The 23,703-nt window shown below is 59.4% G+C and carries 20 protein-coding genes; 11 read left to right on the forward strand and 9 right to left on the reverse strand.

The genetic code is table 11. The features are described from left to right. Positions 1–2: 2 nt before the first annotated feature. A complete protein-coding gene (locus USG84_RS05565) occupies positions 3–1,388 on the reverse strand; it encodes an efflux transporter outer membrane subunit (protein ID WP_151413724.1) in 1,386 nt (461 codons plus the stop codon). Between the two features lie 158 nt (positions 1,389–1,546). On the opposite strand from USG84_RS05565, the gene USG84_RS05570 reads away from it, so the two are divergent. Together USG84_RS05570 and USG84_RS05575 are read left to right on the forward strand one after the other, a co-directional pair. After that, positions 1,547–2,230: a copper/silver response regulator transcription factor gene (locus tag USG84_RS05570; RefSeq protein WP_151413723.1), complete on the forward strand. Its 684-nt coding sequence runs from the start codon at positions 1,547–1,549 to the stop codon at positions 2,228–2,230. Then, complete coding sequence (locus USG84_RS05575) at positions 2,220–3,668, forward strand: Cu(+)/Ag(+) sensor histidine kinase (protein ID WP_253542025.1); 1,449 nt, start codon at positions 2,220–2,222, stop codon at positions 3,666–3,668. Before USG84_RS05570 ends, USG84_RS05575 begins: the two co-directional genes overlap by 11 nt. Before the next feature lie 9 nt (positions 3,669–3,677). Here USG84_RS05575 and USG84_RS05580 read toward each other — a convergent pair whose 3' ends face one another. Continuing rightward, entirely contained in the window at positions 3,678–4,583 is a 906-nt protein-coding gene (locus USG84_RS05580) for a LysR family transcriptional regulator (RefSeq protein WP_253542028.1), read from the reverse strand. Positions 4,584–4,700: 117 nt separating this feature from the next. Here USG84_RS05580 and USG84_RS05585 point away from each other — a divergent pair, with 117 nt between their 5' ends. Further along, the gene (locus USG84_RS05585; RefSeq protein ID WP_253542029.1) at positions 4,701–6,101 is read left to right on the forward strand and encodes an MFS transporter; all 1,401 of its coding nucleotides are present in this window, start codon (positions 4,701–4,703) and stop codon (positions 6,099–6,101) included. A 34-nt stretch (positions 6,102–6,135) separates the two neighbouring features. On the opposite strand, the gene USG84_RS05590 is transcribed toward USG84_RS05585, so the two are convergent. Genes USG84_RS05590 through USG84_RS05600 form a run of 3 tightly spaced genes read right to left on the reverse strand, consistent with a single transcriptional unit; the run spans position 6,136 to position 8,846 of the window. After that, on the reverse strand, positions 6,136–7,131 hold the full coding sequence (locus USG84_RS05590) for a DUF2891 domain-containing protein (RefSeq protein WP_151413722.1): 996 nt from the start codon (positions 7,129–7,131) through the stop codon (positions 6,136–6,138). A gap of 9 nt (positions 7,132–7,140) precedes the next feature. After that, on the reverse strand, positions 7,141–8,127 hold the full coding sequence (locus tag USG84_RS05595; protein ID WP_151413721.1) for a DUF979 domain-containing protein: 987 nt from the start codon (positions 8,125–8,127) through the stop codon (positions 7,141–7,143). Beyond that, positions 8,124–8,846 (reverse strand): DUF969 domain-containing protein, encoded by a 723-nt coding sequence (locus tag USG84_RS05600; protein ID WP_025756467.1) that lies wholly within the window; start codon positions 8,844–8,846, stop codon positions 8,124–8,126. The genes USG84_RS05595 and USG84_RS05600 overlap by 4 nt, the downstream gene beginning before the upstream one ends. A gap of 199 nt (positions 8,847–9,045) precedes the next feature. Here USG84_RS05600 and USG84_RS05605 point away from each other — a divergent pair, with 199 nt between their 5' ends. Further along, entirely contained in the window at positions 9,046–9,591 is a 546-nt protein-coding gene (locus tag USG84_RS05605) for a winged helix DNA-binding protein (protein ID WP_151413720.1), read from the forward strand. Between the two features lies 1 nt (position 9,592). Here USG84_RS05605 and glgX read toward each other — a convergent pair whose 3' ends face one another. The 3 genes from glgX to treZ are packed head-to-tail and all read right to left on the reverse strand — an operon-like array spanning position 9,593 to position 15,936. Further along, positions 9,593–11,668 carry a glycogen debranching protein GlgX gene (gene glgX, locus USG84_RS05610; protein WP_253542031.1) on the reverse strand — a complete coding sequence of 692 codons (2,076 nt, stop codon included), beginning with the start codon at positions 11,666–11,668 and terminating at the stop codon, positions 9,593–9,595. A 15-nt stretch (positions 11,669–11,683) separates the two neighbouring features. Further along, entirely contained in the window at positions 11,684–14,152 is a 2,469-nt protein-coding gene (gene treY / locus USG84_RS05615) for a malto-oligosyltrehalose synthase (RefSeq protein ID WP_151413719.1), read from the reverse strand. Beyond that, on the reverse strand, positions 14,149–15,936 hold the full coding sequence (gene treZ / locus USG84_RS05620) for a malto-oligosyltrehalose trehalohydrolase (RefSeq protein ID WP_253542032.1): 1,788 nt from the start codon (positions 15,934–15,936) through the stop codon (positions 14,149–14,151). The genes treY and treZ overlap by 4 nt, the downstream gene beginning before the upstream one ends. A gap of 132 nt (positions 15,937–16,068) precedes the next feature. Here treZ and USG84_RS05625 point away from each other — a divergent pair, with 132 nt between their 5' ends. From USG84_RS05625 to USG84_RS05640, 4 genes are all read left to right on the forward strand, one after another. Continuing rightward, positions 16,069–16,596, forward strand: coding sequence for a GNAT family N-acetyltransferase (locus USG84_RS05625; RefSeq protein ID WP_061098178.1), 528 nt, complete (start codon positions 16,069–16,071; stop codon positions 16,594–16,596). 86 nt (positions 16,597–16,682) lie between these two features. Then, on the forward strand, positions 16,683–17,432 hold the full coding sequence (locus USG84_RS05630; protein WP_414146785.1) for a 5'-nucleotidase, lipoprotein e(P4) family: 750 nt from the start codon (positions 16,683–16,685) through the stop codon (positions 17,430–17,432). A 141-nt stretch (positions 17,433–17,573) separates the two neighbouring features. Beyond that, positions 17,574–18,560, forward strand: a complete 987-nt coding sequence (locus tag USG84_RS05635) for an MBL fold metallo-hydrolase (protein WP_253542033.1) — start codon at positions 17,574–17,576, stop codon at positions 18,558–18,560. 1 nt (position 18,561) lies between these two features. Then, complete coding sequence (locus USG84_RS05640; protein ID WP_253542034.1) at positions 18,562–19,473, forward strand: LysR family transcriptional regulator; 912 nt, start codon at positions 18,562–18,564, stop codon at positions 19,471–19,473. Here the strand turns inward: USG84_RS05640 and USG84_RS05645 are convergent. Then, on the reverse strand, positions 19,464–20,348 hold the full coding sequence (locus USG84_RS05645; protein WP_151413717.1) for a LysR substrate-binding domain-containing protein: 885 nt from the start codon (positions 20,346–20,348) through the stop codon (positions 19,464–19,466). The genes USG84_RS05640 and USG84_RS05645 overlap by 10 nt on opposite strands. 112 nt (positions 20,349–20,460) lie before the next feature. Here USG84_RS05645 and USG84_RS05650 point away from each other — a divergent pair, with 112 nt between their 5' ends. The 3 genes from USG84_RS05650 (at position 20,461) to USG84_RS05660 (ending at position 23,701) form a co-directional block, all read left to right on the forward strand. Beyond that, positions 20,461–21,948, forward strand: coding sequence for a UbiD family decarboxylase (locus USG84_RS05650; RefSeq protein WP_151413716.1), 1,488 nt, complete (start codon positions 20,461–20,463; stop codon positions 21,946–21,948). Between the two features lie 165 nt (positions 21,949–22,113). Next, positions 22,114–22,401, forward strand: a complete 288-nt coding sequence (locus tag USG84_RS05655; RefSeq protein ID WP_151413715.1) for a VF530 family DNA-binding protein — start codon at positions 22,114–22,116, stop codon at positions 22,399–22,401. 7 nt (positions 22,402–22,408) lie between these two features. After that, on the forward strand, positions 22,409–23,701 hold the full coding sequence (locus tag USG84_RS05660) for a glycoside hydrolase family 10 protein (RefSeq protein WP_253542035.1): 1,293 nt from the start codon (positions 22,409–22,411) through the stop codon (positions 23,699–23,701). Positions 23,702–23,703: the final 2 nt, after the last annotated feature.

A 23,703-nucleotide genomic window follows, 5' to 3' on the forward strand; every position in this document is an offset into this window, starting at 1 on the left:
AGTTATTCGACCCAACCACCGCCCAGCGCGGTGAAGAGATTTATTTCATTCACCTGTCGGGCGTAAATAAGGTCGATAATGGTTTGCTGCGTGGAGAAAAGAGAACGTTCCGCGTCGAGTACCTCGATATAGCTGACCGCACCGCTGGAATATAACCCTCTGGCACGCTGCAGCGTGATTTGCAGCGAAGCAAGATAGCGCTGCTGCGCTTCAATTTGCTGGGTAATGCTGTCCCGCAGCGCGAGCGCGTCGGCAACCTGTTTAAAGGCGGTCTGAATTTTTTGTTCGTAATTAACAACCGACTGCTGCTGGCGAATTTCGGCCAGCTTCAGGTTGGCTTTATTCCTGCCCGCATTAAAAATGGGAAGTTCAATTTTAGGAATAAAATTCCACATTCCGCTGCCCGCGGTGAACAGGCTGGACAATTCCGTACTGCCCGTTGAAACCCCGCTGGTCAGCGAAATGGACGGGAAAAAGGCAGCTCGCGCCGCGCCGATATCCGCATCGGCCGCCTTAAGCTGATACTCCGCCTCCATAATATCCGGGCGCTGCAGCAGTATCGCTGATGAAAGATGGGGAGGCAGTTTCACCGGCGCAACGTCGCCGCCGTTCATACCGCTGTCGCCCGGCAGCGCGCGATACGTGCCGAGGACCAGCTGCAATGCATTATTGGCCTGCGCCAGCTCTCCCTCTCTTTTGGCAATCTCTGCCTGCGTGCTTTCGATCTGTCCCCGGGCCTGTTCCAGCGCCAGGACGTTCATGCTGCCCGTCACCAGCTGCTGCTCAACGAACGCATAGGAGTGCTGGTAATTTTTCAATGTCTCCCGCGCAATACGCAGCTGTTTATACGCCAGCTGCTGGTTGAAATAGCCCTGCGACACGTTAGAGACAAGCAGGATATGCACGGCGCGGCGGGCTTCCTCGCTGGCGAAATAGCGCTGTCGGTCGGCCTCGCCCATGTTTTTCAGCCTGCCGAAAAAGTCGAGATCGTAGCTAAGCGCAAGACCCGCGTCGTACTGCTGTGAGGTGGGTTTATCACCTTTCAGCCCACCGCTGTAGGTGATACCCGAATTTGCATTCAGCTGAGGATAACGGTCCGCGTCCGTCACGTTGAACTGCGCCCGGGCTTCTTCGACCTTCAGGGCGGCCATTTTTATATCGCGGTTGTTCTTCAAGGCTTCCGCAATCAGTCCGGCAACCTGAGGGTCGACAAAAAAGCGCCGCCAGCCGGTGTCCTGATACCCCGCTATCGCAGGCGTCAGGCCGTTACGCGAGAGCGAAAACTGCTGGGGTACCGGTGACGCGGGCCGCTGGTATTCAGGTGCCAGCGAAACGCAGCCTGCCAGGATGAATACCGTACTGATGCTTAGTCGTTTTAACAGGAACATAACGCTTCTCGTCCAGAGTTTGACGAGGGCTACTCTACGGAAGGCATCCTGTTTGACGGGTGACAGGATAATGACAATGTTGTCATTTTTAACGTAAGTCATTGTTAACGGCGGTACGCTCACTAGAATGTCATCAGCAGCCAGTCAGGGGGAGCACGATGAAAATACTGATCGTTGAAGACGAAATGAAAACCGGTGAGTACCTCAGCAAAGGGCTGACTGAAGCGGGGTTCGTGGTGGACCACGCGGACAATGGCCTGAACGGATACCATCTCGCCATGACCGCTGAATACGATCTGCTGATCCTGGATATCATGCTGCCCGATTTGAACGGCTGGGATATTGTCCGCATGCTCCGCTCGGCCGGAAAAGGGATGCCGATACTGTTACTCACGGCGCTCGGCACGATTGAACACCGGGTAAAAGGGCTTGAGCTGGGCGCGGATGATTATCTGATCAAACCTTTTGCCTTTGCTGAGCTGCTCGCCAGAGTAAGGACGCTGCTAAGACGCGGAAATACGGTGATCGCGGAAAGCCAGCTTCATGCGGCTGACCTGACGGTTGACCTCGTGTCGCGAAAGGTGAGCCGGGCCGGAAACCGCATTTTACTCACCAGCAAAGAGTTCAGCCTGCTGGAGTTTTTCCTGCGTCATAAGGGAGAGGTGCTGTCCCGCTCCCTGATCGCCTCCCAGGTGTGGGACATGAATTTTGACAGCGACACGAACGCGATTGACGTGGCGGTTAAGCGGCTGCGGGCGAAAGTTGATAACGATTATGAACCGAAGCTGATCCAGACGGTGCGCGGCGTAGGCTATATGCTGGAGGCGCTGGATGCGCGCTAAGCCCTTCAGACGCCCTTTTTCGCTTGCCCTGCGGCTGACCTTTTTTATCAGTCTTTCCACGATCCTGGCCTTTTTTGCCTTCACGTGGTTTATGCTGCACTCCGTTGAAAAGCATTTCGCCGAGCAGGACATCAGCGACCTGCAGCAGATCAGCACCGCGATGCACCGCATCCTGCAGTCCCCGGCCGACCCCGACCAAAAGAAAATCAGCAAGCTTAAAGAGTCGATTACCAGCTACCGCAACGTGGCCGTCCTGCTTCTGGATCCGCAGGGAAAGACCCTGTTCAGCTCGGCGCAAGGGGCGGCGTTACGCCCTGCAATGAACGCGGCAGACTTTAGCGCACACCGTCGCGCGCAGGATGTGTTTCTCTGGACGGTTGAAGACCCTGCCGCCCCCTTGCACGCCGGGCACGACATGAAAATGGAAACGTACCGGATTATCGCCTCTTCGGGCACGGCGACGCTGCAGGGCGAAGCGCAGAACTACGTTATGCTGGTCGGGCTCTCCATTAATTTTCATCTGCACTACCTGGACGCGCTGAAGAAGAATCTTTTTGCCATTGCCGCGGTAATCAGCCTGCTGATTATTCTCATTATTCGCATCGCGGTGCGCCAGGGTCACCTGCCCCTGCGTAACGTCAGCAACGCCATTAAAAATATCACCTCGGAGAATCTGGACGCGCGGCTGGAACCCTCCCGCGTGCCCGTTGAGCTGGAGCAGCTGGTTATCTCCTTCAATCATATGATCGAAAAGATTGAAGACGTCTTTACCCGGCAGGCGAATTTTTCCGCCGACATCGCGCATGAAATCAGAACCCCCATCACCAACCTGGTGACGCAAACCGAAATCGCGCTGAGCCAGAACCGCTCGCCGAAGGAGCTGGAGGATGTCCTGTACTCCAGCCTTGAAGAGTACAACCGGATGACCCGGATGGTCAGCGACATGCTATTTCTGGCGCAGGCGGATAATAATCAGCTGATCCCGGACCGGGTGATGTTTGATTTGCGTGCCGAGGTCGTGAAAGTGTTCGATTTCTTCGAAGCCTGGGCGGAAGAACGTAACGTCACGCTGAACGTTAACGGGCAGCCCTGCCTGACGGAAGGCGACCCGCAGATGTTCAGAAGAGCGATTAACAATCTGCTCTCCAATGCCCTGCGCTATACGCCGGAAGGAAACGCGGTGACCGTCTCGCTCAGTGAACAGGAGAACGATGTTGAACTGGTGGTTGAAAACCCCGGCACGCCGATCCCGCAAGAGCATCTGCCGAGGCTGTTTGACCGTTTTTATCGGGTTGATCCTTCCAGGCAGCGCAAAGGCGAAGGCAGCGGGATTGGGCTTGCCATCGTGAAGTCCATCGTCGCTGCGCATCACGGAAAAGTTCGCGTGGAATCAAATGCGGTATCGACGCGCTTCATTCTCTCCGTGCCGAAAAAGTGACCTGAGCCGTCAGCGGACAGCGCGGCACACCTCCAGCACCTTTTCCCTGAGCCAGCGATGCGCCGGGTCCCTTTCCATGCGCGGGTGCCACATCTGTGACACCGTAATGCTCCGGGTTTTGAACGGCAGTTCAAAGACGTGCACGCGCTCGGTCATCGGCTGATTGAGCAGATAGAGCGCCGGCACCATGGCAACGAGATCCGAGACCAGTGCCACCGATAGCGCCGTCGGGAACCCTGGCACCACGCTGGCGATTTTGCGCTTCATCCCGCGTTCCGCCAGCGCCTCATCGACAAACCCGTGTAACGAGCCGTCGGGCGAGGCCACCACGTGCCCCCAGGCGACATAATCCTCAAGGCTGACTGACGGCAGCGAGGCCAGCGGATGCCCCTGGCGCACCGCGCCCACAAACCGGTCCTGAAAGAGCCTTTGCAGACGAATTTCAGGCCCCATATTGCTCTGCACGCCGATCTCCAGGTCAACCAGCCCCTCACGCAGATAGCGCGACGTTTTCTCCGGTTTCGGCGAAAAGCGAATGCAGACGTCGGGCGCCACCGCCGCCACGGCGGCAATGAGCAGTGGCCCAAACGCCACTACAAAGCCGTCGTTGGCTCTGATGGTGAACAGGCGCTCCATACGCTCAACATTCAGCGTTTCCGTGGAGGGCTGCAGCACCGCCCTCGCCTCATGCACTGCGCTTCTGGCCCGGTCCCGGGTGGCTTCGGCCCAGGGGGTCAGCACCATCTGCCGACCGGCCCGCACCAGGATAGGATCGCCGGTCACCTCCCGCAGCCTGCTCAGGGTGCGGCTCATGGCGGAGGTGCTCAGGTTTAAGCGTCGCGCCGCGCCCGCCACGCTGGCTTCGGCCAGCAGAACGTCGAGCGCAACCAGAAGGTTAAAGTCAGGATCGGACACGATGGCTCCTCAGACAAGGCGTTACATGCAACGATAAAGTGCAAACGCTGCGTCTTCCGCCCTGTATACCCCATGATTATAGTTTCGTCATCACTATTCTTATCGGGAGTTACAACGATGACGCTCTTTTCAAACCAGCCCGGCGATGAAGGTTTACCCGGTCATGAACGCGCCAGGGTGATGGTCGCCGTCATGACCACCACGCTGATGGGCGTCTTTGACGGCACCATGATCAACATCGCGCTGCCCTCCATGGCGAGGGCGATGCAGGTCCCCGCGAACGTTGCGGTGTGGTTTGCTAACGGCTATCTGCTCTCAGCGGCAATGACGCTGGCCATCTTCGCGGCACTGGCGGCGCGCGTGGGCTATCGCCCGGTGTTTCTTGCCGGGCTTGCCACCTTTACGCTCACCTCGCTCGGCTGCGCGCTGGCGACCACGCCAGAAATGCTGATTGGCATGCGTATATTACAAGGCATCGGCGGCGCGGCGACCCTGAGTATCGCCCCGGCGATCCTGCGTTCCGTTTTTCCTGGTCGCCTGCTTGGGCGTATTCTTGGGCTGCACGCCCTGCTTATCGCCTCCAGCACGGCGGTTGCCCCTGTGCTGGGGGGAACGATACTGGACGCGCTGAGCTGGCAGTGGCTGTTCGCCATTAACCTTGTTCCGGGCAGCATCGCCCTGGTGCTGGCATGGCGGGCGTTGCCGCGCCAGTCGGACGTTGACCGCTCCCCCTTTGATGCGCCGGGCGCCGCGCTCTCCGCCTTGCTGTTAGGTTCTGCAATCATGCTGGCCGACAGCCTTCAGCACATAACGCAAGGCATCGACCCGGCGGCCACTGGCTGGGGGCTTCTCGCGCTGGTCAGCGCGATCGCCTTCGTCTGGCGTATTCGGCGCGCGCGCAGTCCCATACTGCCGCCCGTAATGTTCAGAAATGGACGCTTCACCCTCGCCGCGCTGACCTCGCTGGCCTCGTTTGTCAGCCAGGGCATCACCTTTGTCGCGCTGCCGTTCCTGTTTCAGAGCGTGTATGGCTACAGCCCGGTGGTTTCGGCGCTGCTGTTCACCCCGTGGCCAATTGGCATTGTGCTGATCGCGCCGCACGCGGGGCGCTGGGCGGATACCCTTTCCGCGCCGCCGATCTCGACAATCGGGCTGATGATTTTTGTCGGTGGACTGGTCCTGCTGGCGACGTTGCCGGAAAATCCGTCCGCATGGAATATCTGCCTGCGCAGTCTGGTATGCGGCATTGGGTTTGGCTGCTTCCAGAGCCCCAATAACCGGGAGATGCTCGCTAACGTGGCGCGGGAGTATGCCAGCTATGCCTCCGGCGTGTTGTCTATCGTCAGGACGTTCGGCCAGTGTCTCGGTGCCGCCGTCGTGGGCGTGCTGCTTGCGACGACCGAATCAGACCATGACCGGGCCGTGCATCTGGCGCTGTGGATCGCCGTCATCGCCTCGACGGGATCGGTGGTGTTTAGCCTGAGCAGGCTGCGCCCGGCGGTTCGGGCATCTGCGTAAACTGTTGCAGCGCCTCGCGGCGCTGCACGTTTATTTACTCCAGCGCCAGCAGCGCAAAGCTCGCCAGCCAGTGCCCGCCGCTGTAGTGGCTGCCCACCACGTGCTCAACGCTTGCCGTCAGGTGTTTCGCCACGGCATCACCCAGCGCCTGCTGCGCCGGATGGTTTGCCGGAAGCGCCCTGGCAATATGCTTCATGCACCAGGCGCGGCTGAGGTTTAACCCGTCGAGATGGGCGATTTTCGGGTCGGTACGGTCGCTCACTTCCGCCGGGTTCATCAGCGCCGCAGTAGAGCCGACATCCGGCAGAAACGCGTCAAACCAGGCCGGGAAATTCTCTGCAACCTTGCTCATCAGCAGCGCTTCCGTCAGCGCGCCGGAAATGTACTCATCGCCACCCGGCTCGTAGTGGGCCGGGTAGCGCGTGTCGGCGAGATAAAACCGCTCCGCCGCCGTTACAATCGCCTGCTCAAGCGCGCTATCTTCTACGGCTCGGGCGTAGTCCAGCCCCAGCACCAGGGCAAACGCGGTGTTGTAGTGCGTCCCGACGCGGATCGGATAGGTAAGCTTGCTGAGGTAATCCACCAGCCGGCTGCGAATATCCTGGGTTAGCGGCTCCAGCGTCTGGTACCAGCCTGCGGCCTGCGGCAGCGACGACTGTTTCAGCTCCTGGGCCAGCGCCAGCAGCCAGCCGTAGCCATACGGCCGCTCGAACGAGGCGCGGAACGGCGCGGTGAAATAGGCCAGCTCCTTCGCCACGTTCTTTTCCGTCAGGTGCTCGTCGAAAAGCGCAACGATGTCATTCCGACACGGTAGCTCAGGATAGAGGCGCACGCAGCGCAGCAGCAGCCAGTAGCCGTGCACCGCCGAGTGCCAGTCGAAACAGCCGTAAAAAATCGGGTGCAGCTCGCGAGGCGGCAGAACGTCACCATCATCATTCAGCAGGTGCATAATGTGGTTCGGGTATTCCTGGCGCAAGTAGGTTAAAGGCATGCGGGCAAACGCGTCAGCCTGATGTTGCGTCAATTCCATAACAGCTCCTTAGCGAAACACGAGGAAATACATGAGGAACACGTTCACCACCAGCAGGGTTAACGCGGTCGGGATCTGGATCTTGATCACCTGATATTTATCTTTCAGCTCCAGCAGCGCGGCGGGAACGATGTTAAAGTTCGCGGCCATCGGGGTCATCAGCGTGCCGCAGTAGCCCGCGTACATGCCGATCGCCAGCAGCGGCGCCGGGTTGCCGTGATGCACGTTGATCAGAAACGGCAAGGCGATCCCCGCGCTCAGCACCGGGAAGGCCGCAAAGGCGTTACCCATGATCATGGTAAACAGCGCCATCCCCACGCAGTAAATCACCACCAGCATAAAGCGGCTGTCCGGGTTCACGAACAGGCTCACCACCTTCTGCACCGAATCACCGGTATTGGCCGCCACGAACACGCCGCCGAGCATGGCCAGCATCTGCGGCAGGATCACCGCCCAGCCGATGGTATCGACAAGACGACGAGACTGGCGAATGGCGTGCAGCGGCGTGCCTTTGGTCAGCCACCAGCCGGTGAGGATCGCCGCGACGCAGGCCACGCACAGCGCCGCCAGGGTGAGCTGTTTCTGGTCGAGAAGATAAACGCCGCCAATCGACACGCCCTTCAGGAACAGGGTGCCGATAACCGTCACCACCGGGATCATCAGCGCAGGCAGGAACAGCCAGTTTTTAAGCCGGTTCGATGAGGCAACGCGCTCCTCGTCGGAGGCCATTTTATAGTGCCCTTTCCCCACCAGGCCAAAACCCGCCAGCAGCGCGATAGCGATGACGCACCCGCCGATGATTCGGTACGCCAGGGATTTACCCAGCTCCTGCACCATCAGGTCACCGAACAGGAAGATCCCGCCGAATAAGAACCAGAACAGCGCGGTGGTAAAACGCTTCGGATTAGCGCGGTCGCGCAGGGTCATGACCACCAGCAGCATCACGACAAAGCCGATCAGGTAGTACACGCGGTTAATGGTGATAAGCGTCATCATTGCGCGGCCTCCTGCGTACCCTGCTCTGCACGCCAGGCCATAACGTCGCGGCGGATGCTGGCATCCAGGCGCAGCAGGCGCGTCATATGAATAATCAATGCCGCAATGGCGGTGGGAATGGCCCACAGGCCGATGTGCAGCGGCTCGATCCCTTCGATCCCGTTTTCCTTCAGAAACGCGTCAATCAGCAGCACCGCACCGAAGGCGATAAAGATGTCTTCCCCAAAGAAAACCGCGATGTTGTCGCACGCCGCGGCATGGGCCTTGATTTTGTCGCGGATGTGCTGCGGCAGCTCGCCGTATTCGTTCAGCGCCGCCCCTTCGGCCATCGGGGCCAGCAGCGGGCGCACCGTCTGGGCATGGCCGCCCAGAGACATCAGCCCCAGCGCGGCGGTGCCCTCACGCGCCACGAAGTAGAGCATCAGGATACGCGCCGAGGTGGCGCTGGCGATCTTCGCCACCCAGGCCTGGGCGCGCTCTTTAAGGCCGTAGTATTCCAGCAGACCAATCACCGGCAGGATCAGGATGAAGGTCGCCAGCGATCGGCTATTGACGAACTTCTCGCCAAAGGTCTCCAGCAGCATCCCGAAATCCATCCCGACCAGCAGGCCCGTCGCCAGCCCCGCCACCACGACGACCAGCAGCGGATTGAAGCGCAGTGCAAAACCAATAACCACGATCGGTATCCCGATCAGCGGCAACAGCGTAGTACCGTCCATAACGTTTACCCTATCGAAAGTGAGCGTTGCGCGCCGACGGCTATTTTTTTAATTTGCGGCGAGCGATGTTGTGTTTTTCGTCAGGCTTCACAAAACCTGCGCTAAAAAGCTATATCTGAACCTCAAAAACATGTAAACAAATTATCAATAAAATGTTCTTATTTTATCGACGAGTTTACATTTCTGGCTAAGGAACGTTATGACCTCGAAAAAGAGTGCTTCACCCGACTGCAACGATATCAACGATGGCCGGATCGTCTCCTCCCGCCACCTGGTGTCGGAGCGCTGCGCGGAACTGTCAGAGCTGGAGTACGCGCTGATCATGACCGGCAACGCCTTTAACAAGTGGATGGTGCGCTGCATGACCGCCGCCGGCGAACCGGATATGGGCGCCTTTGACGTCTCGCTGCTGCATCACGTGAACCACCGCGACCGCAAGAAAAAGCTGGCCGACATCTGTTTCGTGCTTAACGTGGAAGATACCCACGTAGTGACCTATGCCCTGAAAAAGCTGGTCAAAGCGGGCTACGTAACGAGCGAGAAAGCGGGGAAAGAGCTCTTTTTCTCCACTACGGATGAAGGGAAAGCGCTGTGCATGAAGTACCGGGACGTGCGGGAAGCGTGTCTTATCGCCATTCACGCGGAGAGCGGCATTTCCGGGAAATCGATCGGCGAAACCGCGCAGCTGTTACGCGCGATCTCCTCCCTGTATGACACCGCCGCCCGGGCGGCGGCATCACTCTGAACTACGGACGTCTGAACAGGGTTATACTGCGTCCGGCCAGTTCGTACTCTACGGCGTCGACGATCGCTGTTCCGGCGGCAGCGTCATCCGCCGTAGACAGCTCCAGCACCCATCCCCCTTCGCCAAACTGCGGGATCTGGAACGGCACGGTGCCTTCAAACGGGTTGAACAGCATCAGCACGTCGTGCCAGATGCCGTCCTCCTGTCTGAGATCCGGCCTGCTGATGGAGACCCCGAGCGTCGAGCCTTCATCCCACTGCTCGGCCTGCTGCGGGCCGCCTCCGGCGTTAAACCAGCGGATCTCCAGCCCGTCGCGCCAGCTTTCACGGCGCAATAACGGCTGCTGCGCGCGAAGGGAAATGAGCCGGCGGGTAAACTCGCGCAGCGTAGCGTCGTTTTCGGACAGCCCCTTCCAGTCGATCCATGAGATTTCGCTGTCCTGACAGTAGCCGTTGTTGTTGCCCTTCTGCGTGCGGCCAAACTCGTCCCCCGCCAGCAGCATCGGCGTACCGTGGGAAAACAGCAGCGTGGTCAGGAAATTACGCTTCTGCCGCTCCCGGGTGGCGATAATGTCCGGGTTTTCCGTCGGCCCTTCTTCGCCATAGTTATACGACCGGTTATCGTTATGCCCGTCGTTATTGTCCTCGCCGTTGTCGGCGTTGTGCTTCTCGTTGTACGACACCAGGTCATTCAGCGTAAATCCGTCGTGGGCGGTGATAAAGTTGACGCTGGCCCACGGGCGACGCCCGCGCAGGTCGTACAGATCCCCGGAGCCGAGAAGACGCGCGGCAAAGTCGGTGGAGACGTTATCCCCCTTCCAGTATTCGCGCACGGTGTCGCGGTATTTATCGTTCCACTCGCCCCAGCCCGGCGGGAAGCCGCCGACCTGATAGCCGCCGGGGCCAATATCCCAGGGCTCGCCGATCAGCTTGAGTTTAGAGAGAACCGGATCCTGGGTAACGGCGTCGAAAAAGCCCCCGCGCGGATCGAACCCTTCGGGCTCGCGGCCCAGTATCGTCCCCAGGTCGAAACGAAAGCCGTCAATGTGCATGGATTCGGCCCAGTAGCGCAGGGAATCCATCACCATCTGCAGCACGCGCGGGTGCGAGGTATTCACCGTGTTCCCCGTCCCGGTGTCGTTAATGTAATACCGGTGCTGGTCCGGCAGCGTGCGGTAGTAGCTGTAGTTATCAATGCCCTTGAACGAGAGCGTTGGCCCCAGCTCGTTTCCTTCCGCCGTGTGGTTGTAGACTACGTCCAGAATCACCTCGATGCCCGCGTCATGATACGCGCGCACCATATCGCGAAAGCCCTGGATCCCTGCCGGGCCGTAGTAGCGCGACGCCGGGGCAAAAAAGCCGAGCGTGTTATAGCCCCAGAAATTTTTCAGTCCACGGTCGAGCAGATGTTGGTCGTCCGGGAACCAGTGAACGGGCAGCAGCTCCACCGAGGTAATGCCAAGACTCTTGATGTAGTCGACCGAGGCTTTGTGCCCCATCCCCTCGAACGTCCCGCGCAGCTCGGGCGGGATGGCCGGGTTCATCTGGGTAAAGCCCTTCACGTGGCTCTCATAGACGACGGTATGCGGCCAGGCCACGTTTGGCCGGTTGTTGTCCTGCCAGTCGAAGGCGTTCGGGTCGATAACCTTGCATTTCGGCGTGAACGGCGCGCTGTCCCGCGTATCAAAGCTCAAATCCAGCTCGTCATGCCCCAGCTCATAGCCGAAATGGGCGTCGTTCCAGTCGATATCGCCCACCAGTTCACGGGCATACGGATCGATAAGCAGCTTATGCGGGTTGAAGCGATGACCGTTTTCCGGATCGTAAGGGCCGTAGACGCGATAGCCGTACAGCGCGCCGGGTTTCAGGTCAGGCACATAGCCGTGCCAGACCTCATGGGTATACTCCGGCAATTCGAGCCGGGCAATTTCCGTTTTCCCGGACGGGTCAAACAGACAGAGCTCCACCCGCTCAGCGTGCGCGGAGAACAGCGCGAAGTTGACCCCCTTCCCGTCATAATTCGCCCCCAGCTGCTGGCCATGACCGGCCCGAATTTCAAACGTTGTATCCTTTGCCATTTTCGTTCTCCACGATTATTCGCAGGTAAGCAGAACCAGTACACATCCCTTTTCTGACGTTAAATCCAGCGTCTCTTGCAGAATGCGGCTTTCACCGCTAAACAGATCCCGGCAGCGCTTCCCGGCCAGTTCGTCGGGTATCGCTACCGTGGTATTGACCCACAGCTGATGATTATCGGTGACGCCAAAAACCAGACGCGGCACGGCAACGATCAGCGCCTCGTCGTCCTTAACCCGCGCATAGACAATCAGGTTTTCCTCGCGCTCGCCGAAAACCTTGAGCGGCAGCCAGTCGCCGTAGCGGAAAAGCGCGTCGTAATGTGGTCGAAGCCGTAACAGCGTGGCGGTGACAAACTGCTTAACCCTGCCGTCTCGCCAGCACGCCGGGTGTTCAAACACCGTGGCATCCGCCGCGCTGAGGTTTTGCACCAGCGCGTTGAAGTCCGGCTCCCGTCGGTTATCCGGGTCGACGAGGCTAAAGTTGAGCGCCTCGCTGCCCTGATAGATATCCGGCACGCCGGGCGCCGTCAGCTTGATCGCCGTCTGGCTGAGGCTGTTCATCAGCCCGGCGCGGATAAAGGGCTGCATCGCCTCGCTAAAATCGTTCAGAAACAGGGTGTTGTCCGGGGACAGCAGGTGCCGCGCGTAGCTCAGCACCACGCTCTCATAGCTCTCGTTGCTGTCGATCCAGTCGGTGCGCTGCTTCGCCTCGCGTAGCGCTTTCTCAAGGAAGCCGATGAAACGCGTCTCCAGCGATGCAAGCCCTTCGGCATCGTCCGGCGACAGCGTGGCGGGCCAGACGCCCGCCAGCGCCTGATAGATCATCCAGGTATCGGCGGCGTTCGGCGCTGTGCCGTCGTTGAGAAAACGCACCTGGGTCTGGTTCATCTGCCGCCAGCGGGCGAGATTTTCTCCCCAGCGTTCCGGCGCCTCCGTCAGGGCGTAGAGCCGCGCACGGGCGTCTTCTCCGCGCTTGGTATCGTGCGTGGAGGTGCCCAGCAGCGCGTCGGGCTGACGGGCGAGACGAATGCGCATCTCCTGGTGAAAGCGGGATAATGAGAACGCGCGCGGCGTCGGGTCAGCGCCCACTTCATTGAGCGCAAGCTCAAGGTTCAGGCGGAAAAACAGCGTATCTTCCACCGACTTCGCCATCAGCGGCCCGGTCAGCTGCTGGAAGCGGGTTCTGAAAAGCGCGGCGCAGTCGCGGCAATCTTCCGGCAGCTCGCCGGTAAGAATGCGCACAATCAGGCTCAGGGCCGCTTCGGACGTATTTACCCCGGCGACCACGCGGCTGAGCAGCGCCACGTCCGGCGGGGTTAACCCCTCGCGAGTGCCGTAGGTGCGGTATACCGGAAACGCAATAAGCAGCTCGCGAAGCGCGTGGCGGATATCCTCGCGCGGCAGCGCAACGTCATTGCGTTGGGCCAGATCGTCCGCAAGGTTTAGCAGCGTGGTGAACTCGCCCTCAAAATTACGATCGGTCATCAGGCCCTTGGCATCGCGCAGTTCCGCGTGGCGGTCGACCGTGACGCCCAGCGTCTCGTCGTGGATTGTCTCCAGGCGCGAGAGGTTATCGTCGTCGACCAGCACCTCCGCCAGCGAGGCAATAAACTCGTACCCGGTGGTGCCGGAAACCGGCCAGTCGGTGGGGAGCTGCTCTCCCTTCGCGAGAATTTTCTCGACCGTAATGTAACAGTCGGGTCCGGCTGCCTGCCGCAGCTTCTGCAAATAACCCAGCGGATCGGCCAGGCCGTCAATATGGTCAATGCGCAGGCCGTCCACCACGCCCGCGTGAACCAGCTCAAGAATGAGCCGGTGCGTATCGTCAAAGACCGTCTCGTCTTCAACCCGAACGCCCACCAGACCGGTGATCTCAAAGAAGCGCCGCCACGAGAGCTGCTTCGGCGCTTCCCGCCAGGACATCAGCCGCCAGCTTTGCGCCTCATGCAACTCGGCGATGCTTTTATCCTCGCTGTACGTTCCCGGGTTGAGCGGGTACGCCGTGTCGTAATAGACCAGAGAGGCCTTATTCGTGACAGCGTCACGTTTTAACGTGATAGCCCCCTTCTCCAGCTCCGCCTCAAAGGTGTCGCCGAGAAACGGAAGCGTAAGCGGGCGCGACGCGTCGATATCGAAATAGCGGAAATAGCGGCTCTGCTGGCCGTATTCAATCACGTCCCGCCACCAGGCGTTTTCCAGCGAGGTGGACATATGGTTCGGGACAATATCCAGAATCAGCCCCATGCCGGCCTGCCTGAGCGCCGCGGCCATGCGGTCAAACCCTTCCCGACCGCCAATCGCGGGGTCAATTTCATTCGGGTTGGTCACGTCATAGCCGTGGGTGGAACCCGCTGTGGCGGTAAACACGGGCGAGGCGTAGAGGTGGCTGATGCCGAGGTCTTTCAGATACGGCACCAGCCCGACGACGCGGTCAAACGTCATGCCGTTGCGGAACTGAATACGGTACGTGGCGGAAGGGATCATAACGATGCGTCTCCATCAGCAAAGCGAACGACAATACTGTTCGGCGGCAAAACGTCCTTTACCTCCGGCCAGGCGAAGCGCGTCTCCCCTGCGAGCGCGGGCAGGTCGACAGGCTTAGGGCCGATATTGAGCGCCAGAGAGAGCGTCCCGGAGGGGAAGCGCCAGCTCACCGCCACCATGCCAGGCGCGGTCTCAATCGCCTTGCCCTCAACGGCGCCGCCCTGATGCAGAAGCGGAACGATATGGCGATGGCGTAGCGTCAGCAGGTGACGGGTGAAGCGCAGCCACGTTTTCCCTTCGTCGGTTGCAATCTTATGCCAGTCGAGCTTTGAGCGGACGAAGGTGTTCACGTCGTTCGGGTCCGGAACGGCTTCATCGTGCCCGGCGTGGCCGGTAAACTCTTTCGCGCGCCCTTCCCGCACCGCTTTTGCCAGGTCGCCGTGAAAGTCGGTGAAGAACAGGAACGGATGCGTTTCACCGAACTCCTCGCCCATAAACAGCAGCGGGATATGGGGAGAAAGCAGCAGCGCGGCAAGCAGCACTCGCGTTTTATCAGCCCCCGCGAGGGTAATAAGCCGCTCCCCCTGGGCGCGATTCCCGGTCTGATCGTGGTTCTGAATGAAATCGACGAAGAACTGCGGCGGCTGGGTGCGGCACTCCACCCCGCGCGATTCCCCGGTTTGCAGCGAAATCTCGCCCTGGTAGACAAACCCTTCCGCCAGCGCGCGGGCGAACTTTTTCTCCGGCTCACACGCAAAATCCTGGTAGTAGGCGTGCGTTTCGCCGGTGGCAAACACGTGGGCAGCGTTGTGGAAGTCATCATTCCACTCGGCGGTGAACAGCGGCGCGTTGCCCTGTTCATCGCGCGGATGCAGGAAAATCACGTTGCGGCTGTCTTCCGTGGTCAGGTGAACGTGACGGTGGGGGATCGCCTCGCGGATCTTCGCGGCAATCTCCTCCAGAACGTGCGTCCCGGAGCTGTCTTTAATCTGGTCGATAGCATCGAAGCGCAGGCCGTCCAGACGGTACTCCGTCAGCCAGTAGAGCGGCGCATCGGTAATGTACTGCCTCACCGGCTCGCGCTCGTAGGCGATGCCGTTGCCCCACGGCGTCATCCGCTCCGCATCAAAAAACGCGGGCGACAGCAGAGGGAGATAGTTGCCCTCCGGGCCGAAGTGGTTGAGCACGATATCCAGCACCACGGAAAGCCCCAGCCCGTGCGCGGCGTCGATAAACGCGTGGAAATCCTCCGGCGTGCCGTAGGCAGCGTGCGGGGCATACAGCAGCACGCCGTCGTAGCCCCAGCCGCGGGTTCCGCCAAACTGGGAGACGGGCATGACTTCAAGCTGGGTGATGCCGAGCTCCGCCAGATAGGGCAGCTTGTCGATAGCCGCCCGGAAGGTGCCCTCCGGGGTAAAGGTGCCGATGTGCAGCTCGTAGATAACCGTCTCTTCCCACGGCCGCCCTGCCCAGTCCCGGTTGACCGGCTGATAGCGTCGGGGATTGATAACAACCGATGGCCCGTTCACGTCGCCCTTTTGCGCGCGCGACGCCGGGTCGGGTACCGCCGTGCCGTCCTGCAGGACAAACTGATATTCTGCACCGTGCGCGATGCCAGAAACGTCTGCCTGGAACCAGCCGTGCCCCACCGCCGTCATCGGCACGTCGGTGGCAGCCAGACGTAGCGTAAGTTCTTTCTGTCCTTCTGCCCAGACGCGAAAACGTACCACGTCATCGGAAATAAACTCAGCACCCCACTGCTTTTGAAATGTCCTGAATTCCATTCATTGTCCTCGAATGACCCACATTTTACGCGGAACGAAGTACAAGCTTAGTCCAGGATTAAAAGTCCGTTAGCCCAGCGGATTTAACCGCTTCGTCTATTCTTTATGAAATAACTCACTACCGGGAATACTATGCAGATTCGAAAAGGATTAAATACCGATCTCCCACGCCTTGAATGCTGTGACTTTTCGTTCACCATTAGCCGCATCGCCAGAGAGCCTTTTATCCACGGTGATTTGCATATTGAAGCCGTTGCCGAGCCGTGGATAAAAACCTACGAGCTCGACATCCAAACCCTTGAGAACCACTGCGTTAATCCGGACGCCATCTTTCTTGTCGCTGAAACGGATGACGGTGAAATAGCGGGATTTATTACCGCGTCAATCGGCTGGAATAAGTTTATTTCGGTGGATTACATCGCCGTGGAGCGCACGAAACGCCGAACCGGCGCCGCGCAAAAGCTGATGGCCGCCGCGCACGTCTGGGCCCGGAGCGTAAACGCGCCGGGATTACGGCTTGAAACACAAAATGTGAACGTCTCAGCCTGTCTGTTTTACCGTCACTACGGGTTTACCCTGGGCGGGTACGATCGTTATCTCTACAACGCCTTACCGGAAAAAGACGAGGTCGCCCTGTTCTGGTATTACATGCTGGCGTAGCGACGCAGCCTTCATATTTCTGTCATTGAACTTCATTACGCTTTCGGGATTTTAACCAGGGTGTTGAGGAAAAAAGTGTGAATTCAATGGCTAAGGCATTACTGCTGGCATTACCCTTATTGAGTGCAACGGCAGCGGCGACGGCCGCCGAGCGCGAGTTGTGTGAGCCTAAAGCGTACGAAATGGCGCTGCGCTATCAGCAGAAATCGGCAGAGATTATGGCCCTTCAGCTGCAGACGTATCGGTTTGCCACCGAGCGTTTCAACGAGAAGTTAAAGGATCTGAAAAATCCTGAAAATTACGCCGTGGTGATGGACCTGGATGAAACGGTGCTGGATAACACCCCTCTGCTGGTGCGCGACATGGCGCAGTGTCACGACTATACGAAATGGGATACCTGGAGCGACTGGGAAAAACAGGGAAAGCCCGGCTTAATTCCGGGTGCGAAAGCGTTTCTTGACCACGTTAATCAAAGCAAGGTCCGTATCTATTACGTCTCGGACCGCATGCAGGAAAATAAAGCCGATACGCTCAGGACGTTAAAAGCCCTGGGACTTCCGCAGGTGTCCGATGAAAGCGTGCTTCTGGATACGGTCAGCAAGGAAGAGCGTCGCCAGAGCATCCTCAAAAAGCAGCAGATTATAATGCTGTTTGGCGACAGCCTGGCGGATTTCGCCGTGCAGTTTAAAAACAAAAAGCCGAGCGAGCAGCAGCGCGGGCTGGTTGAGGCCAGCGCGGAACGCTTCGGTAACGACTGGATTGTGCTGCCTAATGCCGCTTATGGCTCCTGGTCGAAAGCCACGCCGGACGCCTGGAACGCGCCGCTGAAAAAATAACGCCTTAAGGGCCGGGAAAGGCTTCACCGCCACCCGGCTTTTGCGCTGTGCTATTTATCTCGTTTATAGGTCCTATCATTTCTGAGCAGGTTCTTATAATTTTACGGAGCAGTAAGATGAGCACTTTCAAAGGAGACTCGTATGCTTACCGTGAAAAAACTTGCTCTTTCCACGCTGATTTCCAGTTCATTGCTTTTCTATCCCGCGCTGCATGCCTCGGCGGAGACGCCGCAGCACGTCGTGAAACAACCCGCTGGCGGTTACAGCGTGCAGGTCGGCGACGTTCTGGTCACGTCGTTTACGGACGGGACCGTTGCGCAGGATCTGCATAAGCTGCTGCGCCGGACCACCGGGGAGAAGACCGACGCGCTGCTCGCGAAAAACTTCCAGACCAACCCGGCGGAAGTGTCCATCAATGCCTTTCTGATTGCGATGCCCGGACACAAAATCCTGGTGGATACCGGCTCCGGCCAGCTCTTTGGCACCGGCAACGGCGGACGTCTGATTGAGAGCCTCGCCACCCAGGGAATCAAACCCGAGGACATTACTGAAGTCCTGCTGACCCACGCCCATTCCGACCACGCGGGCGGCCTGGTGAAGGACGGCAAGGTGGTGTTCAGCAACGCGCGCGTTTACGTCGGCAAACCGGACGTCGACTTTTTCTTTAACGAAGACAATCAGAAAAAAACCGGCTATGACCAGAACTACTTTGACGTCGCGCAGAAAACCTTAAAGCCCTATATTGACGCCGGCAAAGTGGTGCCGTTTAGCGGGACCTCTGAAATTCTTCCCGGGCTTACCGGCACGGTTCACCCCGGACATACGCCGGGCTCGGCCTTCTACACGCTTGAAAGTAAAGGCGAGAAGATCACCTTCATCGGTGACGTTATCCACGTTGCGGCAGTCCAGTTCCCGCAGCCTGAGGTCACTATCGCCTACGATCAGGATCAGGACAGCGCGGCCCGCGTGCGCGAGCAGGCGTTCGCAGACTTTGTGAAAAACAGAGACCTGGTTGCCGCGCCCCATCTGCCTTTCCCGGGCATCGGATACGTGACGAAAGGTGAGAAAGGCGGCTATGCCTGGGTCCCCGTCACCTATACCAACCGGGACGCCAGCAGCGCGAAATAAAATGGCGCCCGTTTCTGAGATGGACATAGACCTGCTCCTGACGCTTGACGCTCTGCTTCAGGACAGGAACATCACCCACGCGGCCGCGCGGCTGGGCATCAGCCAGCCCGCGCTGTCCGCCCGCCTGGCGCGTCTGCGCACGCTCTTTGGCGAACCGCTGTTTATTCCTTCCCCGCATGGACGCGGAGTGTTACCCACTCCGAGAGCGGAAGCGCTGAAGCCGCAGGTTGAAAGCGTTTTACGCGGCATCAGCGCGATGTTTGCCCCCGCCGCGTTTGATGCGCAGACCAGCACCCGGACCTTTGTCATTGCGCTGCATGAAAACCCGGCGCTGATGCTGGGCACCGGGCTGCTGAACCAGGCAGGCGCCGCGGCGCCGGGTATCCGCCTGCGCTTCGCCCTGCCGGAGATGGCTACGCTGCCGCAGCAGCTGGAAAACGGTGACGTGGATGTCTATATCGGCGTCAGCGCGGGCGCCCATGACGGCTGGGTCAGGCGCAAGCTGCTCGATGACGCGTTCGCCACCGCCCAGCGCAAAGGACATCCGCGCGGGACCGGTGCGTTAGATCTGGAAAGCTACTGCGCGCTTTCCCATCTGGTGGTGTCGTCGGCGGGGGATCCGTTTACCGGCTTTGTCGATCAAACCCTGGCCGGGCTGGGCCATCAGCGGCACGTCGCGATGTCCACCCAGAGCTACGCCATGGCGCCTGCCCTTGTCGCCGGGACCGATCTCGTTTGCACCTTACCGGAACGGATGCTGCGACAGTTCGCCAGCACGCTGGATATTTTTCCCCCGCCGCTGCCGCTCCAGCCGATTACCATTTACATGTACTGGCACCCGAAAAACAGCCGGGATCCGGCGTGCGTCTGGCTGCGCGAGCAGCTGCTGGAGGCGGCCGGGCGTCAGGTGTGATCGAGGGTAAGCAGAAACTTTTTAAGCACTTCTGAGCGAATAATCCGGTGGCATACCAGCGTCAGCTCGCTCTCCCGGAGCCTGTCGAGGATGTCCACGTAGACCACATTCTCGACGTTTACCGCCTTTGCCGACGCGGGCAGCAGCGCCAGACCGAACCCCGCCGAGACCAGGCTGATCACGGTGGGTACGTCGGTCGCGTTTTGCACCACGTCCGGCTGAAAACCTGCCCCATTGCAGACGTCATAAAAGTACTGTTCCAGCCCCATCCCTTCCGGGTCGCGCAGGGAGATCCATTTTTCGTCCTTCACCGACGAGAGCGTCAGCGCGGACGATCCGGCGAGCGGATGCTGACGATACAGCGCCAGGACAGTTTTCTCTGACGTGAACGGGCGGCTTTGCAGGTCGTCAGGCAGCGAAGGCAGCGGCGCCCGGATGATAGCCACGTCCAGCTGGTTACTCTGCACGGCGGCGTAGAGCGTCTGCACGTTTCCCGTCACCAGCGACATGGTAATGGCCGGCCAGCGCGTGTGCATCTGCCGCAGCGCGGAGGGCAGCCTGCCGTCGAACATCGCGCTCGACACGCACCCCAGGTTTAATACCCCCTGCTCGCCCCGTGCGGTTTGCCTGGCGTCCAGCACCGCCTGTTCGGTCAGCGAGATGGCGAGTCTGGCTTTCACCAGAAATGCTTCACCTGCGGGCGTCAGGGTTAAGCGGCGGTTCGCCCGGCTAAAGAGCATGACGCCTAAACGTTCTTCCAGCGCTTTTATCTGCTGGCTTAGGGCCGGCTGCGCCATGTTCAGACGCTCGGCGGCCCGATGCATGTGGAGCTCTTCGGCAACGACGATGAAATGGCGCATCTGACGAAACTGCACGCAACGCCTCCTGTTTTGATATGAATTTACTTATCAATTTTGCAGTAATGATGCAATTGATCCTATTGGTCATTGCCATAAAAATGGAGGTATTCAAACGAGGGAGGAAAATATGGAAAACCCGATCAACGATCTCCGCAGCGCCATCGCTCTACTTCAGCGCCACGAAGGCCAGTATATTGAAACCGATCGTCCGGTCGATCCCAACGCGGAGCTGGCGGGTGTGTACCGTCATATCGGCGCGGGCGGCACGGTAAAACGTCCGACGCGCATCGGCCCGGCCATGATGTTCAACAGCGTGAAGGGCTATCCGGGCTCCCGCATTCTGGTGGGCATGCACGCCAGCCGCGAGCGCGCGGCGCTGCTCCTGGGCTGCGAGCCCTCTGAGCTGGCAAAACACGTCGGCCAGGCGGTGAAAAAGCCGATAGCCCCCGTCGTCGTCCCGGCCTCGCAGGCGCCTTGTCAGGAGCAGGTTTTCTACGCTGACGATCCTGACTTCGACCTGCGTAAGCTCCTTCCGGCACCGACAAACACGCCGATTGATGCAGGCCCGTTCTTCTGCCTGGGGCTGGTGCTGGCAAGCGATCCTGAGGATAGCTCGCTCACAGATGTGACCATACACCGCCTCTGCGTCCAGGAGCGCGACGAGCTTTCCATGTTCCTTGCCGCCGGTCGCCATATCGAAGTTTTCCGCAAAAAGGCGGAAGAAGCCGGAAAACCGCTGCCGGTGACGATCAACATGGGGCTCGATCCGGCCATCTATATCGGCGCGTGCTTTGAAGCCCCCACTACCCCGTTTGGCTACAACGAGCTGGGCGTCGCCGGGGCGCTGCGCCAGCAGCCGGTCGAGCTGGTGCAGGGCGTGGCGGTAAAAGAGAAAGCCATTGCGCGGGCGGAGATTATCATCGAGGGTGAACTGCTCCCGGGCGTGCGCGTAAGAGAAGATCAGCACACCAACACCGGCCACGCGATGCCGGAGTTCCCGGGCTACTGCGGCGAGGCGAACCCCTCATTGCCCGTGATCAAAGTGAAAGCGGTGACCATGCGAAACCACGCGATCCTGCAAACGCTGGTGGGCCCGGGGGAAGAACATACCACGCTGGCCGGTTTGCCGACGGAGGCCAGCATCCGCAATGCCGTTGAGGAGGCGATTCCAGGCTTCCTGCAAAACGTTTATGCGCATACCGCGGGCGGCGGCAAGTTCCTCGGCATACTGCAGGTGAAAAAACGCCAGCCGTCGGACGAAGGACGTCAGGGCCAGGCGGCGCTTATCGCCTTAGCCACCTATTCGGAAATGAAGAACATCATTCTTGTCGACGAAGACGTGGATATTTTCGACAGCGACGACATCCTGTGGGCGATGACCACCCGCATGCAGGGCGATGTCAGCATCACCAACATTCCGGGGATCCGCGGCCACCAGCTGGATCCGTCCCAGTCGCCGGATTACAGCACCTCGATTCGCGGAAACGGCATTTCCTGCAAGACCATCTTCGACTGCACGGTGCCGTGGGCGCTTAAGGACCGCTTCGAGCGCGCGCCGTTTATGGAGGTGGATCCACGTCCGTGGGCGCCGGAGCTGTTTAAAGACAAAAAGTAAACGGAATCACCACTACCGCCATATGTGTGCCCCTCACCCTAACCCTCTCCCCAAAGGGGCGAGGGGATTGTTCACTGCTCACATTAAATTGCCGCTTCCCCTGCTTTCTTGTACCCTTTCACCGGTAAACCCACCCCTCCACTAAAACTGAGACCTTCGACGCCTATGACTGCACACATTTCCAAAGATCCTTTGCATGGCGTAACGCTGGAGATGATGGTCAACGCCCTGGTGGCGAAATATGGCTGGAGCGAGTTGGGTGACCGCATCAAAATTAACTGTTTCAGAAAAGACCCCAGCGTTAAATCGAGCCTGAAATTCCTGCGCCGCACCCCGTGGGCGCGCGCGGAAGTTGAAGCCCTGTATCTGGACTCCCTCAACAATGAGGAATGCGCAGAACAGGCGGCGCCCGCCTTTAATCCCTGGGCTAACAGTCGGATTATCAAGAGCTAATACGCAAATGACGCGACACGTAAAACGGATCGGTGCGCTGGCTGCCTGCGCACTTTTACTTGTAAGCTGCTCCTCAAAACCCCCTAAATCACTGGTTACCCCTCTTCCCACCGCCAGCAAACCGACACCGCAGGCAAACGAGCCGATGCGCGGGATCTGGCTGGCGACCGTCTCTCGTCTCGACTGGCCGCCGGTGGCCTCGGTGAATGGCCGCAGCGCCGACCAGCGCATCGCCATGCAAAAGCAGGCGCTGATCGGCAAGCTCGACAACCTTAAGCGCCTCGGGATTAACACGGTATTTTTCCAGGTGAAGCCTGACAGCACCGCGCTCTGGTCTTCAAAAATTCTACCGTGGTCAGATATGCTGACGGGCAACATCGGCGAATATCCGGGTTACGACCCGCTGCAGTTTATGCTGGATGAAGCGCACAAGCGCGGCATGAAGGTCCATGCCTGGTTCAACCCGTACCGCGTGTCGACCAATACCAAGCCGTCAACCATCGCCGCCCTGAACCGGACTTCATATCTGACCCCGTCCAGCGTCTATGTTCAGCACCCGGAATGGGTGCGCGTCTCGGGCGATCGTTTTGTTCTCGACCCGGGCATTCCCGACGTGCGCGACTGGATAACCAAAGTGGTGACCGAAGTGGTGGCGAACTACCCGGTAGACGGCGTGCAGTTTGATGATTACTTTTACGCTGAATCGCCGGGATCCGCGCTCAACGACGCGCAAACCTGGCGGCAGTACGGCCAGGGATTTGCCTCAAAGGCCGACTGGCGCAGACACAATACGCAGCAGCTGATCGTGCAGGTCTCCCGCGCGATCAAGCAGACCAGGCCCGACGTGGAGTTTGGCGTCAGCCCGGCGGGCGTGTGGCGAAACCGCTCCTTTGACCCGGCGGGTTCGGACACGCGCGGCGCCGCGGCCTACGATGAATCCTACGCCGATACGCGCCAGTGGGTGCAGCAGGGCCTGCTGGACTATATTGCCCCGCAGATATACTGGCCCTTCGCCCGTGATGCGGCGCGCTATGACGTGCTGACCAAATGGTGGGCCGACGTCGTCAAGCCGACCCACACCCGCCTGTATATCGGCATCGCGTTCTACAAGATTGGCGAGCCCTCAAAAAACGAGCCGGACTGGACGGTACAGGGCGGCGTGCCGGAGCTGAAAAAACAGCTCGATCTTAACGATTCGCTGCCCAACGTGAACGGCACCATCCTGTTCCGGGAAGATTACCTGAACCAGCCGCAGACCCAGCAGGCGGTGAACTACCTCAAAGGACGCTGGGGAAGCTAAGT

This window comes from Enterobacter sp. 168J2 (genome assembly GCF_034107265.1).
In the GTDB taxonomy this organism is placed as follows: domain Bacteria; phylum Pseudomonadota; class Gammaproteobacteria; order Enterobacterales; family Enterobacteriaceae; genus Enterobacter; species Enterobacter nematophilus.

Coding starts and splice junctions, on each gene's coding strand:
- USG84_RS05565 (WP_151413724.1), bottom strand. CDS start 1,388: ATGTTCCTGTTAAAACGACTAAGCATCAGTACGGTATTCATCCTGGCA.
- USG84_RS05570 (WP_151413723.1), top strand. CDS start 1,547: ATGAAAATACTGATCGTTGAAGACGAAATGAAAACCGGTGAGTACCTC.
- USG84_RS05575 (WP_253542025.1), top strand. CDS start 2,220: ATGCGCGCTAAGCCCTTCAGACGCCCTTTTTCGCTTGCCCTGCGGCTG.
- USG84_RS05585 (WP_253542029.1), top strand. CDS start 4,701: ATGACGCTCTTTTCAAACCAGCCCGGCGATGAAGGTTTACCCGGTCAT.
- USG84_RS05590 (WP_151413722.1), bottom strand. CDS start 7,131: ATGGAATTGACGCAACATCAGGCTGACGCGTTTGCCCGCATGCCTTTA.
- USG84_RS05595 (WP_151413721.1), bottom strand. CDS start 8,127: ATGATGACGCTTATCACCATTAACCGCGTGTACTACCTGATCGGCTTT.
- USG84_RS05600 (WP_025756467.1), bottom strand. CDS start 8,846: ATGGACGGTACTACGCTGTTGCCGCTGATCGGGATACCGATCGTGGTT.
- USG84_RS05605 (WP_151413720.1), top strand. CDS start 9,046: ATGACCTCGAAAAAGAGTGCTTCACCCGACTGCAACGATATCAACGAT.
- glgX (WP_253542031.1), bottom strand. CDS start 11,668: ATGGCAAAGGATACAACGTTTGAAATTCGGGCCGGTCATGGCCAGCAG.
- treY (WP_151413719.1), bottom strand. CDS start 14,152: ATGATCCCTTCCGCCACGTACCGTATTCAGTTCCGCAACGGCATGACG.
- treZ (WP_253542032.1), bottom strand. CDS start 15,936: ATGGAATTCAGGACATTTCAAAAGCAGTGGGGTGCTGAGTTTATTTCC.
- USG84_RS05625 (WP_061098178.1), top strand. CDS start 16,069: ATGCAGATTCGAAAAGGATTAAATACCGATCTCCCACGCCTTGAATGC.
- USG84_RS05630 (WP_414146785.1), top strand. CDS start 16,683: ATGGCTAAGGCATTACTGCTGGCATTACCCTTATTGAGTGCAACGGCA.
- USG84_RS05635 (WP_253542033.1), top strand. CDS start 17,574: ATGCTTACCGTGAAAAAACTTGCTCTTTCCACGCTGATTTCCAGTTCA.
- USG84_RS05640 (WP_253542034.1), top strand. CDS start 18,562: ATGGCGCCCGTTTCTGAGATGGACATAGACCTGCTCCTGACGCTTGAC.
- USG84_RS05650 (WP_151413716.1), top strand. CDS start 20,461: ATGGAAAACCCGATCAACGATCTCCGCAGCGCCATCGCTCTACTTCAG.
- USG84_RS05655 (WP_151413715.1), top strand. CDS start 22,114: ATGACTGCACACATTTCCAAAGATCCTTTGCATGGCGTAACGCTGGAG.
- USG84_RS05660 (WP_253542035.1), top strand. CDS start 22,409: ATGACGCGACACGTAAAACGGATCGGTGCGCTGGCTGCCTGCGCACTT.